The organism is Massilia sp. PWRC2 (assembly GCF_049896725.1).
In the GTDB taxonomy this organism is placed as follows: domain Bacteria; phylum Pseudomonadota; class Gammaproteobacteria; order Burkholderiales; family Burkholderiaceae_D; genus JAFCUW01.
This window is the reverse complement of record NZ_JAFCUW010000004.1, coordinates 225,854-243,104: the sequence shown is the minus strand read 5'-3', so window position 1 is coordinate 243,104 and position 17,251 is coordinate 225,854. Positions and strand designations below refer to the sequence as shown.

16 protein-coding genes are annotated in these 17,251 nt (G+C 65.0%); 7 read left to right on the top strand and 9 right to left on the bottom strand.

The window, feature by feature from the left end; genetic code table 11:
* Positions 1-110 precede the first annotated feature (110 nt).
* Positions 111-896: a hypothetical protein gene (locus tag ACP7BZ_RS10595; RefSeq protein ID WP_426112826.1), complete on the bottom strand. Its 786-nt coding sequence runs from the start codon at positions 894-896 to the stop codon at positions 111-113.
* A 40-nt stretch (positions 897-936) separates the two neighbouring features.
* Positions 937-1,359 (bottom strand): BlaI/MecI/CopY family transcriptional regulator, encoded by a 423-nt coding sequence (locus ACP7BZ_RS10590; RefSeq protein ID WP_426112824.1) that lies wholly within the window; start codon positions 1,357-1,359, stop codon positions 937-939.
* 445 nt (positions 1,360-1,804) lie between these two features.
* On the opposite strand from ACP7BZ_RS10590, the gene ACP7BZ_RS10585 reads away from it, so the two are divergent.
* From ACP7BZ_RS10585 to ACP7BZ_RS10565, 5 genes are all read left to right on the top strand, one after another.
* Positions 1,805-4,615: a GGDEF/EAL domain-containing response regulator gene (locus tag ACP7BZ_RS10585; protein WP_426112822.1), complete on the top strand. Its 2,811-nt coding sequence runs from the start codon at positions 1,805-1,807 to the stop codon at positions 4,613-4,615.
* A 75-nt stretch (positions 4,616-4,690) separates the two neighbouring features.
* Positions 4,691-5,467, top strand: coding sequence for an exodeoxyribonuclease III (gene xth / locus ACP7BZ_RS10580; protein ID WP_426112820.1), 777 nt, complete (start codon positions 4,691-4,693; stop codon positions 5,465-5,467).
* Between the two features lie 179 nt (positions 5,468-5,646).
* Positions 5,647-7,017 carry a selenium-binding protein SBP56-related protein gene (locus ACP7BZ_RS10575; protein WP_426112818.1) on the top strand — a complete coding sequence of 457 codons (1,371 nt, stop codon included), beginning with the start codon at positions 5,647-5,649 and terminating at the stop codon, positions 7,015-7,017.
* A gap of 9 nt (positions 7,018-7,026) precedes the next feature.
* Positions 7,027-7,884 carry an SCO family protein gene (locus ACP7BZ_RS10570; protein ID WP_426112816.1) on the top strand — a complete coding sequence of 286 codons (858 nt, stop codon included), beginning with the start codon at positions 7,027-7,029 and terminating at the stop codon, positions 7,882-7,884.
* A 36-nt stretch (positions 7,885-7,920) separates the two neighbouring features.
* Entirely contained in the window at positions 7,921-8,373 is a 453-nt protein-coding gene (locus ACP7BZ_RS10565) for an antibiotic biosynthesis monooxygenase family protein (RefSeq protein WP_426112814.1), read from the top strand.
* Positions 8,374-8,400: 27 nt separating this feature from the next.
* Here ACP7BZ_RS10565 and ACP7BZ_RS10560 read toward each other — a convergent pair whose 3' ends face one another.
* Positions 8,401-8,916 carry a MarR family winged helix-turn-helix transcriptional regulator gene (locus tag ACP7BZ_RS10560; protein WP_426112812.1) on the bottom strand — a complete coding sequence of 172 codons (516 nt, stop codon included), beginning with the start codon at positions 8,914-8,916 and terminating at the stop codon, positions 8,401-8,403.
* 354 nt (positions 8,917-9,270) lie between these two features.
* On the opposite strand from ACP7BZ_RS10560, the gene ACP7BZ_RS10555 reads away from it, so the two are divergent.
* Complete coding sequence (locus ACP7BZ_RS10555; protein WP_426113095.1) at positions 9,271-9,585, top strand: thioredoxin family protein; 315 nt, start codon at positions 9,271-9,273, stop codon at positions 9,583-9,585.
* 5 nt (positions 9,586-9,590) lie between these two features.
* On the opposite strand, the gene ACP7BZ_RS10550 is transcribed toward ACP7BZ_RS10555, so the two are convergent.
* The 6 genes from ACP7BZ_RS10550 to ACP7BZ_RS10525 all read right to left on the bottom strand — a co-directional run bounded on the left by ACP7BZ_RS10550 (position 9,591) and on the right by ACP7BZ_RS10525 (position 15,775).
* Positions 9,591-10,868 (bottom strand): NCS2 family permease, encoded by a 1,278-nt coding sequence (locus ACP7BZ_RS10550; RefSeq protein WP_426113093.1) that lies wholly within the window; start codon positions 10,866-10,868, stop codon positions 9,591-9,593.
* Between the two features lie 138 nt (positions 10,869-11,006).
* Entirely contained in the window at positions 11,007-11,426 is a 420-nt protein-coding gene (locus tag ACP7BZ_RS10545; RefSeq protein ID WP_426112810.1) for a DoxX family protein, read from the bottom strand.
* Positions 11,423-12,646, bottom strand: a complete 1,224-nt coding sequence (locus ACP7BZ_RS10540; RefSeq protein WP_426112808.1) for a HupE/UreJ family protein — start codon at positions 12,644-12,646, stop codon at positions 11,423-11,425. The genes ACP7BZ_RS10545 and ACP7BZ_RS10540 overlap by 4 nt, the downstream gene beginning before the upstream one ends.
* A complete protein-coding gene (locus tag ACP7BZ_RS10535; RefSeq protein ID WP_426112807.1) occupies positions 12,643-13,827 on the bottom strand; it encodes a hypothetical protein in 1,185 nt (394 codons plus the stop codon). The genes ACP7BZ_RS10540 and ACP7BZ_RS10535 overlap by 4 nt, the downstream gene beginning before the upstream one ends.
* Positions 13,828-13,971: 144 nt before the next feature.
* Positions 13,972-14,241 carry a hypothetical protein gene (locus ACP7BZ_RS10530; protein ID WP_426112805.1) on the bottom strand — a complete coding sequence of 90 codons (270 nt, stop codon included), beginning with the start codon at positions 14,239-14,241 and terminating at the stop codon, positions 13,972-13,974.
* Between the two features lie 34 nt (positions 14,242-14,275).
* Complete coding sequence (locus tag ACP7BZ_RS10525; RefSeq protein WP_426112803.1) at positions 14,276-15,775, bottom strand: DUF4331 domain-containing protein; 1,500 nt, start codon at positions 15,773-15,775, stop codon at positions 14,276-14,278.
* 234 nt (positions 15,776-16,009) lie between these two features.
* Here ACP7BZ_RS10525 and ACP7BZ_RS10520 point away from each other — a divergent pair, with 234 nt between their 5' ends.
* The gene (locus tag ACP7BZ_RS10520; protein WP_426112801.1) at positions 16,010-17,242 is read left to right on the top strand and encodes a DUF2863 family protein; all 1,233 of its coding nucleotides are present in this window, start codon (positions 16,010-16,012) and stop codon (positions 17,240-17,242) included.
* The last annotated feature ends 9 nt before the right edge of the window (positions 17,243-17,251 follow it).

Below are 17,251 nucleotides of genomic sequence, written 5' to 3'. Positions count from 1 at the left end.
AAACCGCAGTGCCGATGTCACCACTTTTCGTGTTCGGCGCAAAAAAATGACAAACCGGGCCGTCGCCGGCCCGGCTGCAACGCCGCTGGCAGTCGGTACCAGGTGGGTGATCAGCGTGGTGGCGGCAAGATGGTGGCGGCGGCCAGCCGGCCGTCGGCGTCCAGCCAGATGCCCCAGCGCACCGTGCGGCTGGCGTAACGCACCTGGTAACAGTCCCAGCCCCAGCGATTGACGCCGTCGAAACGGACCGCCTGCACTGCGCCCCAGGCGGCGTTGCGCTGGCGCTGTAGCGGCATCAGCTGTTGCGCCTGGCGCAGCAGGGCCGGGCTGAAATCGGCCGCGTGCAGTTGCCATTGCTCGCGGGCGCCGACGTTGCGCTGCACAATGGCGGCGCCGCCGGCCAGTGGCTGGCCGCTGGCCACGCGCGCGGCGACATAGGCGTCGGCCCGTTCGACTGCGGCGGCGTCGGTGCGCGGCGCCGGTCCGGCGGCGGCGCCGGCCAGGCTGAGGGTCATGCTGCCGTTGGCCCGGTCGAACTGCACGCGCAGATCGGTGGCCGGGACGAAAAAGCGCGTATCGGACTCGGCCAGCAGCGCCAGTGCCGGCTCCATATTGATTTTCATGGACAAACCGGTGGCGGTAACGGCAACGACGGCGACGCGGTTGGCGCCCAGCTGATAATAGCCGGCCATGGCGGCGCGCGTGGCCGCTGGCAGCGTCATGGCGGAGGGTGTGCTGGAGGCGGGCGCGCCTGCGGGCGCCGTGATGCGGGCGGCGGCCGCGCTGATGTCGGCCGCCAGCAGCAGCAGCGGCAGCAGCAGCAGCGGCAGCGGCGCCAGCACCCGGGCGGGCGCCCGTGCCAGCCGGGTCCCCAGTTCGGCGATCAGTGCCGCCACCGTCGGCACGCCAGGATAGCGTAAGCGGTCGATCCGGCGCTCATGGCTGCGCCTTTGGGGGCGGTTGCTGATACTGCTGCTGCACACTGTCGGCGGCGGCCGCCTTGTCAGGCTGGTCCAGCAGCGCGCACAGGCGCTCAGCTTGCGCCGCGCTTCGTGCCTGCCCGCTGACCAGGTCCGTCATCAACAGCCCGGTCGAGCCTTTGAACAGCTTGTCGGTCAGGTGGCGAAGCGCGCTCATGCGCGCCTGCTGCGGTTCGATCAGCGCGTGATCGTGGTGACCGCGGCCAACGGCCTGGTCACCGGCGTCGTGCCTGGCCTCGAGCGTGCGCAGGGCCGTCGGCACGGCGTTGTAGGCCAGCCGGTCGTCCAATAACTGCTGCACCTGCGCCACCCTGCAGGGCCCGCGGTCCCACAACACCTGCATCAGGTCCGCTTGCCGATCGGTAAAAAGTGTATCCATGCCCGCTCCACCAACGATTCATGTCGTTGATAGTGGCCATGCACGCCAGGGCTTGTCAACTAGTTTGATCGTCATAAGGGTGCTGCGTCGTCGGCGCAAATGTAAGCAGAAAATATTGCCCGCATGGAGTGCGCCGGCCAATGCCGTCGGGCTAGTTCTGCCGTGTTACCGTGCGCGTACAAAGTAGAGTAGGATTGTGCCTACCAACAATCAATCGAGCTGCATAAATTAACAGTTGGGTTCACAGCGGCGGGGACTTGTCGTCGCGGCGCCGCGGGGTCGCTGTGATCGCGTAGTCGTCGCGCAGTCGTCATCGTCTTTTTATACCAGCGCACGGTCGCCACGGGGAATACATGGCACATGCAAATATTCACAGACTTGCTGAACTGATTACCGCCGGCCGCTACCGCCTTGGTGCGGCCGCGCCCGCCACTGGCGGCGCGCCATGAGCGCACCACTGCCACCGATGGTCACCGCCGCCACCGCCGCATACTCGGCCAGTGCAACGGTCGCCGCGCTGGCCGCGCCGCACGAGACCGACATCCTGGTGGTCGAAGACAGCGCCACCCAGGCCCGCTATCTGGCGCAAATCCTGCAACAGGCGGGCTTTCGGGTCCGCGTTGCCGGCAACGGCCGCGAAGGGCTGGCCGCTGCCCGCGCCAGCACGCCGACCCTGATCGTCAGCGATATATCGATGCCGGAGATGGACGGCTTCACCCTGTGCCAGGAAGTCAAGCAAGACCCGCAGTTGCACGAAGTGCCGGTGATCCTGCTGACCTCCCTGTCGAGTCTGTACGACGTGATCCGCGGCCTCGACTGCGGCGCCGCCAATTTTTTACGCAAGCCTTTTGACAGCCATTACCTGATCGGCCGCATCCGCTATATTCTTGCCAACCGCGCCCAGCGCGCCAGCGAGCGCGTGCAGTCGGGCATGAGCATCAATCTTGGCGGTCAGACCCACTTCATCACCGCTGAGCGCCAGCAGATTTTCGACATGCTGATCGCCACCTATGAAGAAGCGATCCAGATGACCGAGCAGCTCAAGGTCCAGCAGCTGCGCATCAGCACCAGTTACCGCTCGCTCGAAGGACTGTACCGCATCGCCGAGGCACTCAATCCGGTGCTGACCGAGCCGGCGGTGGGTGAACTGGCGCTCGACCGCCTGCTCGATTTCCCCGGTGTGCTGGGGGCATCGATCCGGGTGTGCGATCTGGACGGACAGCTGCGCAATCTGGCCACCCGCTGCGTCGAGGGACGCAGCAGTGCGCCGCCGCCGGCCGCCGCCTCGTGCGCGCACTGCGAACGGCTGCTGATGGCGGGCACGGTGACCGGTCCGGCCCTGATGGCGGCCTGCACCCATACGCCGTGGCCGCATGCCTGCATCGCGCTGTCGTCCGGTGCCGGGACGCGCGGCGTGCTGTGCCTGATGACGGTCGACAGCCGGCTGGGCGACGAACAGTGGCAGCTGCTGTCGACGGTGGGCAGTCAGATTGCCGTGGCAATTGAGCGGGCCCGCCTGTACGACTGCATGGAAACCCAGGTCAAGGAACGCACCGCCGCCTGGCAGGGCGAACGCAAGCTGCTCTCGGCGGTGGTCAATACCAGCGGCGCGCTGGTGTGCATGCTCGACGGCGACGGCATCATCCGCCTGTTCAATCCGGCCTGCGAGGCGGCGCTGGGCTGGACCGCGCACGAAGCCATCGGCCGCCACTGCGGCGAGGTGCTGCGCAATGACGACGCCAAGGACGGCGGCCTGGTGGGGCTGTGCGACAGTCCGCCCGCGCATGGCGGGCCGACCCAGTTCAGCGGCCACTGGCATGCCCGCGATGGCGCCGTACGCGCCATCATCTGGTCGGCCACCTGGCTGTGCCGGCCCGATGGCAGCGTCGAATATTTTGTCTGCACCGGTGTCGACGTCACCGCCTTGCGCGGCGCCGAGGAAAAACTGCGCTACATGAGCCGCTTCGATGCCCTCACCGGCTTGCCGAACCGGCTTGAAATGCGCGACCGCGTGCGCCAGCTGCAGCAGCACGAAGCGGTGGTGGCCGGCCAGCAGCAAGTCGGACTGCTGCTGATCAAGCCGGAGCGCCTGCGCGTGATCGCCGAAAGCCTGGGCCTCGATGCCGAACAAACCATGCTGCGCCAGGCCGCGGCCCGGCTTGGCCACCGCCAGCGCAATGAGGTCTGCGTCGGCCGCGTCAGCGAACGCACCTTCGCCATTGCCATGACGGGGCAGGTCGATGACGTGGCCGGCATGGCGCGCCAGGTGCTGGCCGAACTGAGCCTGCCATTTTTGCTGGGCGGTCAGGAACTGCACCTCGACGCGGCCATCGGTATCGCCCTCTATCCCAACGATGGCGACGATTACGACGCCATCTACCAGGGCGCCGATGCCGCCATGCGGCGTGCAATGAGCAGCAAGAACGAGCGCTACGAGTTTTACCGGCCGTCGCTCAACCAGGATGTGCAGGTGCGCTTCCAGTTCGAAAACGCCCTGCGTGGCGCCGTCGAACGGCATGAACTGGTGTTGCACTACCAGGTGCAGGCAAGCGTGCACAGCGGCGCCATCATCGGCGCCGAGGCGCTGGTGCGCTGGCAGCATCCGGAGCAGGGCTTGCTGGGGCCGGGCCTGTTCATCCCGCTGGCCGAAGAAAATGGCATGATCCTCGGCATCGGCGAATGGGTATTGCGCAGCGCCTGCGAGCAGGCGGTGGCGTGGCAGCGCCAGGGACTGGCGCCGGTGCCGGTGTCGGTCAACCTGTCGGCCCGCCAGTTTTCTGAACACGTGGTGGCGATGGTCGAGCGTATTCTCGCCGAGACCGGACTGGCGGGGCGCCTGCTCGAACTCGAGTTGACCGAAAGCGCGTCGATGGAAGATCCCGAAAAGACCATCGATATCCTGCGCCAGCTCAAGGCCATGGGGGTCAAAGTGGCCATCGACGACTTCGGCACCGGTTACTCGAATCTCAGTTATCTGAAACGCTTCCCGCTCGACAAGCTCAAGCTGGACCAGTCTTTCGTGCGCGATATCACCAGCGACCAGCACGATCTATCGATCGCCCGTGCCGTCATTGCCGTCGGTCACGGCCTGGGCTTGACGGTGATCGCCGAAGGGGTCGAGACGGCGGCCCAGCTCGACCTGCTGGCGGCCAACGGCGTCGATGAAATCCAGGGCTATTATTTGAGCCGCCCCATCGACGGCGCGGCCTGCGCGGCATTGATGGCGGCGCACCTCACCGGCCTGATTCGCCGCTGAGCGAGGCGTGCGCGGGTGACGGGGGCGCCGATTCGGGCGACAATGGCGGCTTGAACAATGATTTCCGGAGTCATCATGCGCATCGCCACCTTCAACGTCAACGGCATTGGCAGCCGTTTGCCCGCCTTGCTGCAGTGGCTCGAGGACACCCAACCGGACGTCGCCTGCCTGCAAGAACTGAAGGCCCCGGGCGAGCGCTTTCCGGTCGTCGAACTGGCAGCGGCCGGCTACCAGGCCGTATGGCTGGGCCAGAAAGCGTGGAACGGCGTGGCGATTCTGGCGCGCGGCCAGTTGCCGCTGGAATTGATGCGTGGTCTGCCCGGCGACGACACGGACGAGCAAAGTCGCTACCTCGAAGCGCGCGTGAATGGCATCCGCGTGTGCTGCCTGTATCTGCCCAACGGCAATCCCACACCTGGCCCCAAGTACGATTACAAGCTGGCCTGGATGGAGCGCCTGATCATTCACGCCGCCGGCCTGCTGGCAAGCGGCGAGCCGGTGCTGCTGGCGGGTGATTTTAATGTCATTCCCACCGGCCACGACGTCTATAAACCGGAGCGCTGGGTCGACGATGCCCTGTTCCGGGTGGAAACACGGGCCGCTTTCGAGCGCCTGATGGGGCAGGGCTGGACCGATGCGGTGCGCACCATGCACCCGGACGCCACCATCTACACGTTTTACGATTATTTTCGCAACGCCTACGGGCGCAACGCCGGCCTGCGGATCGACCATCTATTGCTCAGCCCGGTGCTGGCGCCGGCGCTGCGGGCGGCGGGCACCGATCATGAGGTACGCGGCCGGGAAAAGCCGAGCGATCACGTACCGACCTGGATCGAGATCGATCACGGCTAGGCGCCGCCATGGCCGACTGTGCCTATCATTTACGCAAGCGCAAGCGGTACCTCTAAATGCTTTGATTTGCGTCAGATGTTGGCGGTTTAGTGAAAGCGGCAAGCGGACGGTGGCTTGTTCGGCGATAAAGTGGACAGCAGGGAGATGGCGCTGTCTTTTACCGCTTTATGGAGCTGCCGATGCGCGTCATATGGAGATGGAGATGGGGGTGGGAATGGTGGCTGCATGCCTGCGCACCGGTGCTGGCCTTGCTGGCCTTGCTGGCCAGCGCGGCATCGGTGCGCGCCGATGAAACCTGCAATTCGCCGTATCTGTCGAACCTGATCAAGGGGCAGGAAGATTATCTGTATGTGTGGACGCTGGGGGTGGCCGGGCTGGGAGACGGTTGGGACAAGCTCGTTACGCTTGACGTCAATCCGGCCTCGCGCCGTTACGGCCAGGTAATTGCCTCGGTCTCGGTCGGGCGCCGCGGCGAAGCCCATCACGTGGGCTTTACCGATGACCGCCGCTTCCTGTGGGCGGGCGGACTCGAAGACAGCCGCATCTATGTGTTCGACCTGCAGAGTGACCCCGCCAGGCCGCGTCTGCTGCGCACCATCACCGACTTCAGCAGCCGCGCCGGCCTGGTGGGGCCGCATACCTTCTATGCGCTGCCGGGACGCATGCTGATCGGTGCGCTGTCGAACAGCCGCGATCACGGCGGCCGCACCGGCATGGCGCTGTACCGCAACGATGGCACCTTCCTGCGCACCATCGCCATGCCCACTGCCCATGGCGGCGATGGTTATGGCTACGATATCGCCATCAACCCAGCGCGCAACGCCATGCTCACCTCCAGTTTTACCGGTTACCAAAACTATATGCGCGATCTTGGCGAGGTGATCAAAGACGGCGCCGCCATCAAGCGCTTCGGCGCCACCATGGTGCTGTGGAATCTGAAATCGATGGCGCCGGCGCAGATTTTCGAGGTACCCGGGGCACCGCTGGAAATTCGCTGGTCGCTGCAAGCCGGTGACGACTGGGCCATCACCGCCAGCGCCCTCACTGCCACCCTGTGGCTGATCAAGAAAGACGACCAGGGCCTGTGGCAAGCCACATCGGTGGGGGTGATTGGCGACCCGGCGCAGACCCCTTTGCCAGTCGATATTTCCATCAGTGCCGATGGCAAGGCGCTATGGGTCAACACTTTTATGGATGGCAATACGCGGCGCTTCGATTTGTCGCGACCGGAAGCGCCCGTACAAACCTACGTCAAGCACACGGGATCGCAAGTGAATATGGTGTCGCAAAGCTGGGATGGCAGCCGCGTCTACATCAGCTCGTCCTTGCTGTCGAAATGGGACAAGAAGGGCGCCGATGACGAGCAGTTCGTCAAGCTGTTCGCCTGGGATGGCAAACAGCTCACGCAAACCTGGAAGGTCGATTTCTACCAGTTGCGGCTGGGCCGGGCACATCACATGAAGCTGGGCGCAGCCGCGCTGCACGGGGCGCCATCGAAACAGGCGCCGTCCACTCGCGCAGCGAGCGCGGCGCTGACGAAGGCGCAATAGGCGGCCGATATGCGACTCCAGCGCCTGCGTCCCTTAGCGCTGGCGCACGGGCTGCTTCCCGCGCTGCGTTCCGGGCGGCTTTCCGTGCTGTTGGCGGCGCTGGTGCCGGTGCTGGCGCCGCTCGTACTGCTGGCGCTGACGCAGCTGGCAGCAAGCAGCTTGCCAGCAAACCGGCCGGACCCTGAGCTGCCGCTGTCGCTGCCGCTGTCGCTGCCGGTACGGACTGCGCCATCGAGCCACACGGCTGCCAGCACGGTCATCCGACCGCTGCTGCTGCCAGCTGCGGGCAGCTATGTGCTCGACCATATCATGCACACCCCTGTAGCGCAGGTGCAAGACAGCGACGGCAGCGTCCATCCGCTGGCCGACTTCACCACTGCCAAGGTCACGCTGTTTGCGTTGATCTACACAGCCTGCAGCGGCGAGCGTGGCTGTCCGCTGGCGCTGGCCACCATGCATGAGCTCAAAGCGGCCATCGAGCAGGACCGCCAGCTGCGCGGGCAGGTACGCTTCGTCAGCATGAGTTTCGACCCCAGCCACGATACTTTCAACGTCATGCGCAGCTATGGCGGGATGGACGCCCGTGCCGATGCCCATCCGCGCTGGTATTTTCTGACCACGCAGTCGCCAGGCCAGCTGGCAGCCGTGCTCGCTGGCTTTGGTCAGGATGTCAACGATGTGGCAGGCATGCAGGCAGATGCAGACGACGGCGCGCCGGCGCAGGTGTCCTTGAGTCACCTGCTCAAAATGTACCTGATCGACAGGAACGGCGACGTCCGTGAAATTTACAGCCCCGCTTTTTTGCAGGCGCAGACCATGCTGGTCGACATACGCACGCTGGCGGCGTTGCCTTCTTCTTACAGATGAGTAAGAATGGCCATCCTTTGATGATGGAGAGCCTGCATGTCGATTGCCGCTACGCCGGTGCCGCCGTATTACGCCGTCATCTTCACTTCATTGCGGCACCTGCAGACTGGCGCTGCCGACAGCAGCGATGCCGTTGCCGATGCAGGGACGCGCGCTGCCACCCGGAGCGGCAGCGATGACGGCTATGGCGCCATGGCAGCGCTGATGCTCGACAGCGCCGCGCGCCAGCCAGGGTTCCTGGGCGTCGAGTCAGCCCGCGAGGAGATCGGTATCACGGTGTCCTACTGGGACAGCCTGCAAGCAATCAGCAACTGGAAGCGCGACAGCGAACATCAGCTGGCCCAACAGCTCGGACGTTCCAGCTGGTACAGCGCTTACCGCGTGCGTATTTGCCGGGTTGAGCGCGACTACGGTTTCGCGCGCGATGCCGGTGGTGCGGCCGATCCGGGCGGAGAATCGGATGAGCGCCTGAGCACACCGCCAGGGTAAGCCGAAAACGCCGTCAGCGAGGGTTGGTCAGGGCAGTGTCGCGCCGTCGGCAATCGATTGCTGCAGCTGTTCCAGCAGGCTGGTAGCGGCCAGCAGGGCGGCCGGATCGCTGTGCGCCAGCAGCTCGGCACGGTACAAGTCGGCGCGCTGCTTGACCTTGGCATACATGGTGTGGCCATCGGCGGTCAGTTCGATCAACTTGACCCGGCGGTCGTGGGGCGACGCCCGCCGTTGCACCAGGCTGGACGCCACCAGCCGGTCGACCATGGCGACGATCGTTGGCCCCTCTACACCCAACAACATGGCCAGCTGCTTTTGCGACAGCGGCGTGGCCGCCTTGGCCACCATGGCGATGGTCATCCATGCGGCCTGGCTCACGCCCAAATCCTTGAGGCGGTGATCGATGGCTTGCCGCCAGGCGCGGCTGGTATTGTGCAGGGCGGCAGAAAAGCGTGCCTGCGCGTCTGCCACCACGACGGCGTGCGCAGTTCCCGGCGGCGTTGCCAGCTCTGTTCCCACTGCAGTTTCCGCTTGTGCGCGCATGGTTCGATCACCAATGAGTCAACTGCGATCGAGTATATATTTAATCGTGCTTTCAAAGTACATCTGGCGACGGCGATGGTGTGCGGGGTAGCGTGGCGATGCGCTCGCCTGACATGCCGCATGGCAAAATAGCGCTTTCACCGTAAAGTGGGGAAGTTTCAGCAAGTCACTTCCGAGCGCACCGGCGTGCACCATGGCGATCGCTGACACCGGCGCGAGACATGCAGTGGTGTGGCATATTGCAAGCCCGGCGACACATGATCGTCAACGTCGTCGATACATCGGTCGCTACATCAGTTGATACACCAGTTGATACATCGGCCGGTTCATCGGACGCCACATGGAGAGGTATATATCTTGAACAACTATCAGGCAGAGCAACCCGAACGCAGTCAGATCGACGCCCTGGCGGCGCTGGTCGCGCTCGATTTTGGCACCGACTGGTGCGGCCATTGCCAGGCGGCGGCGCCGCATATCGCGGCGGCAGTGGCAGCGGCGGGCGCCCGCCATATCAAGGTGGAAGATGGCAGCGGCCGCAAGCTGGGGCGCTCTTTCAAGGTCAAGCTGTGGCCGACGGTGGTGGTACTCAATGACGGCGTCGAAGTCGCGCGCGTGGTGCGGCCCCTTGACACCAGTGCAGTGGCGGCTGCACTGGCAGCGGCCGCCTGACCGGGTCAGGCCAGCCAGGCAAAGCGGCCGGCAAACAGTAGCGCAATGATCCACACCACCGGCGCCACGGCGCGCGCGCGGCCGCTGCACAGCTTGAGCACAGCGTAAGTGATGAAGCCAAAGCCGATCCCTTCGGCGATCGAATAGGTGAACGGGATGGCGAGCGCGGTGATCGCCGCCGGCACCGCTTCGGTGCTGTCGTCCCATTCGATGTCGTCCAGTTCGCGCAGCATCAGGCAGGCGACGAACAGCAGCGCCGGCGCGGTGGCGTATGGCGGCACCACGGCGGCCAGCGGGGCAATGAACAGGCAGGCCAGGAACAGCAGGGCGACCGTCACTGCGGTCAGCCCGGTGCGCCCGCCCGCCTGGACGCCGGCCGCGCTCTCGACGAAGGCGGTGGTGCTCGAGGTGCCCAGCATGGCGCCGGCGACGATGGCGGCGCTGTCGGCCAGCAGGGCGCGGTTCAGGCGTGTCAGTTTGCCATCGGCCAGCAGGCCGGCGCGTGCCGCCACCCCCATCAGGGTGCCGGTGGCGTCGAATAGCTCGACCAGGAAAAACACCAGCACCACATTGACCACGCCCATCGACAGGGCGCCGCGCAGGTCCATCTGCATGAAGGTGGGCGCCAGCGAAGGCGGGGCGGCGAACACTCCCTTGAACTGGTTATCGCCGAAAACAAAGCTGAGCGCGGTGACGGCAGCGATGCCGATCAGGATGGCCCCGCGCACGCGCAGGTGGTCCAAGGTGACGATCAATAGGAAGCCAAACACCGCCATCAGCGCTGGCGCCTTGTGCAGGTCACCGGCGCTGAGCAGCGTGGCAGGATGGGCCACCACCAGCCCCGCGCTTTTGAGGGCGATCAGGCCGAGGAACAGGCCGATGCCAACGCCAATGGCAGTGCGCAGCGAGAGCGGGATGCCGCGCACGATCATGCCGCGCAGACCGAGCACGCTCACCAGCACGAACAGGCAGCCGGACAGGAACACGGCACCGAGCGCCGCCTGCCACGCCACGCCCGTGCCGAGCACCACCGTGTAGGCGAAATAGGCGTTCAGGCCCATGCCGGGTGCCATGCCGATCGGGTAATTGGCGTACAACCCCATGATGGCGCTGCCGATTGCGGCCGCCAGGCAGGTGGCGACGAACACCGCCTCGCGCGGCATACCGGCATCGTGCAGGATGGCGGGGTTGACAAAAATGATGTAAGCCATTGTCAGGAAGGTGGTCAAACCCGCCGCCAGCTCGGTGCGGGTGTCGGTGCCGTGTTGGCGCAGCTTGAACATCGATGCCAGGACCGATGGCGGCGACGGCTTCGATTCGCGCGACAGCTTCGATTCGTCAGACGGGTTCGATTCGTGAGACAAGGGCTGCTCCCGCGGATGGTGGTAACGGCTCAGTATAAACGTCAGAACGTCAGAACGTCAGGCCTCGGGCGTTGCATGTACGCGCGCCGCCACCAGCCAGATCCACCAGATCAGCGCCGCCTGCAGGGGCAGGCGCAGCACCAGCAAGGCCAGCTGCCAGTCAGGGCGGCCGGCCGCCAGGCCATCCTGCAGCATCTGCACATTGGCCGGCAAAACGGCGACCGATAAGGCGATCAAGCCCCGGCCGGCGGCGCGCCGCACGGCGGGCAGCAGCACGCCAGCGCCACCGGCGATTTCGGCCACGCCGCTCACTGCCACCAGCGCGCCGTGCCACGGCAGCCACGGCGGCATCACCTTCGCATAGGTGGCCGGCAGCAAAAAATGGAGGACGCCGCCGGCCATAAAAAAGGCGGCCAGCAAACACCGTCCGGCGCGTTCGCCGCCCATGAGGCAAATCATGCGCCTGATCTTGATCATGGCGTGATGATCTTCAAATCGAGCACGCGCTCGATCAGCCACACCAGGGCAATGGCGGCAATCACTGCCGAGCCGCCGACCAGCACAATCTTGCGATAGAACGCGCTGTCGCGGGCCAGGTAAGCGAGCGGCAGGAAGATCGCCACGATGGTCAGCTGGCCCAGCTCGACGCCCACATTAAAGCCCACCAGCGACAGCAGCAGGCTGGCCGCCGGCAGGCCGAGGTCGAGCAGCACGCTGGCAAAGCCGAAGCCGTGAATCAGGCCGAACGCGAACGCGGCGAGCGCGCGCCGGCGCGGGAACAAGGGCCAGATGTTATTGAGCGCGGCCAGCACCACCGACAGCGCAATGGCCGACTCCACCACGCGCGAAGGCAGCGACAGCACCCCCAGGACGGCCAGGCTCAGTGTGATCGAATGGGCCAGCGTGAAGGCGGTGACGATTTTCAGCACATCGATACAGGCGGCCCGAAAGTTGGCGCCGCCCTGCCATCGCGCGCGGCGGATGTTGCCGCTGACACCGAACAGCAGCACAGCCGGCAGCAGCAGCGACAGCAGGAACAGGATGTGATCGAAGCCGATCCAGATGTGCCAGATGCCATGGCGGACGTAATCGATGAACTGGGTCCAGCGCGAGGCCCCGGCGACGGCAAGCCGCTGGCGGCTGGCGTCGGGGGTAAAGATGGCGGTGCTGGTGCTGGTGCTGCTGGTGCTGCTGGTGCTGCTGTTTGTGGTGGAGGCGGCGCCATCGGCGCGGTGTTCCAGGCGCAGCAAGCCTTTGTGCTGGGGGTCGATATCGAACAGCAGCCGGTAATCGACGTTCAGCGTTGTCACCGCAGCCGGGCAGGTGGCCGCGAGCTGCAGCACGGCGTAGGCGCCGTCGCTGTGGTCGTCGAGCAGCTGGGCGCTGACGGCCAGCGGACAGGCGAACTGGTCGCCGTCGCCGCTGGCCAGGCGCAGGCGTGAGAGCGCATAGGCGGCAATCGCCGGGTGGCGCGCCTTGACCTCGTCCCAGGTCAGCTCGCCATTGCCATCGGCGTCGAGGCCGATCGCCATGTCGAGGTCGCGCAGGGCGATGTCCCATTGGCCCGTCACCTGGCGGCCTTGTACCTGCAAGGTCAGATAGCTGTCGCTGGGCTTGTGGGCCAGCGCCGGCGCGCTTGTGCATGCCATCATGGCGATGAGCGCCGCCAGCCGCAGCGCGTGCAGGCAGCCGCTCATAATCGGCTCCGCAGCTGCGGCAGCAAGGGCGCGATGGCACGTTCTTCGATGCGGGTGCGGGCGATCCAGTCGCTGGCCAGTTTGGCGGCAGCCTTGTCGCCGCTGGCGACGGCCGTTTCGACCAGGATGCGCAGATCGGCCGGCTCCTTTTGAACTGCCCAGTTGAGCATGGCCAGCTTGACGGCGCTGCCAGCGTCGCCGCGCAACGCCAGTTCGAACCTGGCCTGTTCGCGCTGGTGCACGGTGTCGCCGCGCAGCATGGCAGCTTCAAAACGGCTTTTCAGTACCGCTGTCTGCGCCGCCGCCGCGGGCGATCCCAGCGCCTTCAATGCCAGCGCGTAGCGCAGCAGCAGCGCATCGATGCGGGTGCGGTCTTTGAGCAAGGCGACCACTTCGGCGGCGCGGCCGCGATCGAGCAAAAAGTCGCACCAGGCGCCCAGCAGATAGCTGTCAGGCTTGTCTTCCTTGAGCGCCTTGCGATAGTACGCCTGCGCTTCGGCGTCGAGGCCGGCGCGTTCGGCCATCTCGGCGAGCAGCGTTTCGACCCAGCTCTTGATGGCTGTCTGGGTGGCGGGCGCCGCCGCCAGCGCTGCCTTCAGGCGTGCATAGCTGGCGCGCGCTTCGCCATTGACGCTGGTGATATTGGCCAGGCAGGTGTCGACCACCAGCTTGGGCGCGCGCGAGACCAGCCGCAGGCAGCTGGTCCTGGCGGCGGCGTAGTCGCCCGTCACCAGCAGCACGGTGGCGCGGGTCAGCCAGGCCTGTACATTGTCGCTGTCGCGCGCGACCACGGTGTCGAGGTCTTGCAGCGCCAGTGTGAACTGGTGGGTGCTCTGGCGCAGGGTGGCGCGCAGCACCAGCGCTTCGTCGGGCGGCGCGGCCTGTTTCCACCACGGCGCCAGCGCCGCCTGGGCGTAGCCGAGGTAGCGCGGATCGCCATCGATGCGCGCCTGCTCGATGTAGCGGCGCGCCAGCGCGGCCGCGCGCGCCAGGTCAGTCGGGTTCGTGCTCAATTCTGCGCGCAGTTGCAACAGTTCGCGCTGCACCGGGTCGGCGCGGCCAGGCAGGCGTTCGACCACTTGCCGACCGTCCTGGGGAATATGGGCAGTCGCGGCGGCGCTGCCGGCAATGGCCAGCCACGCGGCCAGCGTGCAGACAAGGTAAAGAGATAACAGCTTCATGCGGTCCTTGCAAAAAAAAGCTGGAACCTGCGCGAGCACGATTCCAGCCATGGTGCTGATTGCTTATTTAAAGCCGGTCAGGCCGGTCACACCGGTCGCCAGTGACGGCACCGGCTCTGACGACCTGCCTGTCCGCCTGCCTGATCAGGGCAGTACAACTGGCTCTTTGTCTTCGTTGCTGGTAGCGGTGACGCTGTCGATGCTGATCGGCTCGCCAGTGGTTTCCGCCGCCAGCGAGACCTGGCCCTGGACCAGGGCAAAGAAGGCGTCGACCGGGTCGACCTGACCGGGACCGCCCGTGACCGGGGTGCCATGGTCGTTGCTGCCGCCGCAGGCGACCAGTGCCGCGCAGCCGAGCAGGGCGACGGCAACCAGGACGGCCGGCTTGCGCATGCTAGTGAAAGTGTGCTTCATGAATGCTCCTCGAGATGTGGATGGTCAGGGTCGATTACTGATTGCCCGGGATCGGCGTATTCAGGTAGGGGAAGTCGCCCTTGAAATCGGCCGCTGTCTTGCGCACGCCATCGGTGAACTTGAGGGCGCCGGCCGGGGCATCGCTCGGTTTGCACCCGACCTTGAGGGCGTCGCCAGTACCGGTCAGTGCGCACAGGGCACCCATGGCGACACGCACGGTCAGGTCGACGACGTCATCGGCTGGACGACGGCCGTTCGGGAAGCCGGCATTGTCGCCAGCAGCCACGCCGAGGGCGAGTTGCGAGGCGGCAGGGGTGGCGGCGATCGCCGTGTTCAAGCGCAGCATTTCAGCCGGCACCACCGTTTTCGGCTGGTTGACGCCAGCGATACCGGTCAGGAAGGCGGCGACCAGGTCGGTGCGGGGGAAATTGGTCGGCGCCTTGGCGGCCGGGAACAGGGTCTCGACGATGGCAGGGAACACCGGGTTGGTCACATAGGTGAGGAACTGGGTGTCGGCGGTCGGCTTGGAGGCGTTGAACTTGTCCTTGTCGTCGAGGCCGATGACCACTTCATTGACCAGTGGCATACCGAGGCGCGACACCTGGGTCCAGGCGCCGCCTTCCTTGCTGGCGTTGTTCAAGCCAGTGGCGGGGGCGCCGTTGATCAGCCGGCCCTGACGCAGGCTGGCGGTGGTGTAGGCGCCAATGACTGGCTCGGTGCCGTTGGTCAGGCAGGCGATCGGTGCTTCGATGGCGATCGAGCTGACATTCTTGCCTTCCAGGTCGTTGCGGTTGGCACCGACTTCAGCGCCCAGCGGATTGAGGTTGAACAGGTCAAAGATTTTGCCGACAGCAATGTAGAACGGCTCCTTGCGCTGGCCGACAAACACCTTGCCGGTGCCGCAGCTGCCGAAGGAAATGTCGTAGATATGCTGGTTGGCATAGGTTTCGTAGGCGGTGGCGCTGCCAAAGGTTTTGTCGCCGATGTTGTCGACCGGTTTGTCGAACTCGGTGACGCCGCCGCTGGTGGACGACAGGCGGGTGCGGGTGCCGCCGCGGCGGTCGCCCTTGACCATGTCAACGGTAAACGTTTCACGGACATTCAGGGAGGCCGGATTGACGCCGGCGATGGTCGAGGAATTGATCAAAGGGATCAGCACCGACTTGCCGCCGATGGTCAGCGCGGTCTTTTTTGAGGTGTTTTTGAAGCGGAACTGGAACGTCAAATCGTCCTTGCCATCGCCGGTGTTGTCGATGTGGATTTCATAGAGGGCATTTTCGTCGAACTGGTAGAAGTTCGGGCCGCCGTAGGAATCCTGAAAGGGCTGGTAATTGGCAATCATGGTCACATAGCCATCGCGCTTGTCGGCGTAGCTGCGGAACATGTAGAAGTCGGTGCCGTCCACTTTTGGCGATTTGGTGATGAATGGAGCTTCGCGGTGGCTCGATGCCTGGGCAGGGGCGAATGCACCTGCCAGCACCAGACCGGTAATCATCGAGCCTAGCCAGAGGTTCTTGCGCTTCAACGTGTTCATGGTGTGTATCCCGTCTCAAAAGGTGTTGTATCGAGCTGCCAAGATAGCAAGGTGAGACAATGCGCAATGTTAGCCAGCACACTGATAACTTTTAATTGATGGCGGTTTGATCAAATGTCATAAAATTATCTTGGAAAGTCACATTGGTTGACGGCTTCTGTGGTTTTTTGATTGCTGACCGTCCGCTGGCGCGGTTTGTTATGATGCGTCGATCACAATCGAGCAGAGTCCACCATGCCTAAGAACAAGCCGCCAGTGCGCCGTCAACCCGGTCCCCGTCCTGCCCCTAGCGTCGACCGCACCGATGAACTGGTCGAAGACCTCGCCGTGCTGGCCCTGGAAGTGGCCGAGCAGGAAGACGGCGACAGCGCTGCGCTGGCCGCCAAGCGCGACGAGTTGCACAAGATGGTGCGCAATGCGCTGCGCAAGAAGCACGATGAAGTGCTGTACGGCGCCATCGAGCATGCCCGCTTCGACGATGTCGATGCCTACGCACTGCTGCGTGGCGAGATCGAAGAAGCGGCTGCCTCCATCGTGCTGCGCAGCGACGGCAAGCCGGCCGAAGAGATCGACGCTTTCCTGATCCCGATGTTTATTAATAGCAACGGTGGCCTCAAGCGGGCGCAAGCGTTCCAGGACGCTGCCGGCTTCGAGCTGTTGCGCGCCAGTTTTCAGCAGGCGCAGCTCGAAGCGCCATCGGCCACGGTGGTGTTGATCAGTCACCTGTACGATGTCGACGAGATCGACCGTATCAGTTACTCGGAACTCAACGAGATGCTGCGCGAGGTGGCCGCCACCATGGGCGAGAAGAAAATGGTGGCAACGCCGGCGCTCAGCGGCAGCATCGCCGCCATTGACGACACCGAAGAACCGCAGCCGCAGGCTGATGGCGGGCCCGTCACCGAGCTGCGCTTTCTGCTCGGCTTCGTCCGCCGTCGCCTCGACGACCCGTTTTATGCGGTGGCCGCCGACGGCCCTGCCGCCGACGCCTGGTTCGCCGCCCGCCTCGAACGCTACCGCCAGTGGACCCTGATGGCCGATACGCTGCTGCGCGCCTGCGTGGCCAGCGATCCGAATGGGGTCGCCATCAATTTTCTGTACCAAAACCAGTTTTTTGCCGCCCGCCGCCAGGCCATGGCCGAAGGCGACATATTGATGCTGATGTCACAGCTGGGCGCCGCGCTGGTCGAGCACGCCCTCGAGATCAGCCAGGCCAGCGCCGTGGTGGGCCCGTTCGCGCAGGATGACGACGTCGCCCTGCGGGTGGCGCTGTACCGCAACGGCGACGGCGCCCCGCTGGCCCACTTTGACCTGCCATTCGATCTGGCCGATCAGCTGCAGGACACCATCGATGAGATGTGCGAAGTGTTGCACGGCATGGGCTTTGGTGTGCCCAGCCTGGCGACGGCGTCCCGCTTCAGCGCCGACGGCGTGCCGCAGCAGAGAAAGCCTTACCAGCCAGAGTAGTGCAGCCGC